Genomic DNA, 339 nt, shown 5'->3' on the forward strand with positions numbered 1-339 from the left:
CCACACCATCCTGGAGCAGGCACCGCCGGTCCCGGCCGCCGACGACACCGCCGAGAACGACGGCGACACGCCGGTGCGGGACGAGGTCGCCGCGGTGAAGACGGCCCTCGTCCCGTGGAACCTGTCCGCCAAGGGCGCCGAGGCGCTGCGCGCCCAGGCCCGGCAGCGGCGGGACCGCCTGGCCGCCGACCCCGGGCTCGACCAGGTCGACGTCGGCTACTCCCTCGCCACCACCCGCTGGGCCCTGCCGCAGCGCGCGGCACTCGTCGCCACCGGCCTCGACGACTTCCGCCGCGGCCTGAGGTCGCTGGCCTCCGACGGGGCCACCGTCCAGCACGT

The 339-nt window shown here is 77.3% G+C and carries 1 protein-coding gene; it reads left to right on the forward strand.

Annotated features, from left to right (window positions below):
* On the forward strand, positions 1-339 hold a 339-nt coding region (locus UK12_RS42260), incomplete at both ends, for a CurL C-terminal domain-containing protein (protein WP_045307116.1).

Origin of the sequence: Saccharothrix sp. ST-888 (genome assembly GCF_000955975.1) — a bacterium.
Lineage (GTDB): Bacteria > Actinomycetota > Actinomycetes > Streptomycetales > Streptomycetaceae > Kitasatospora.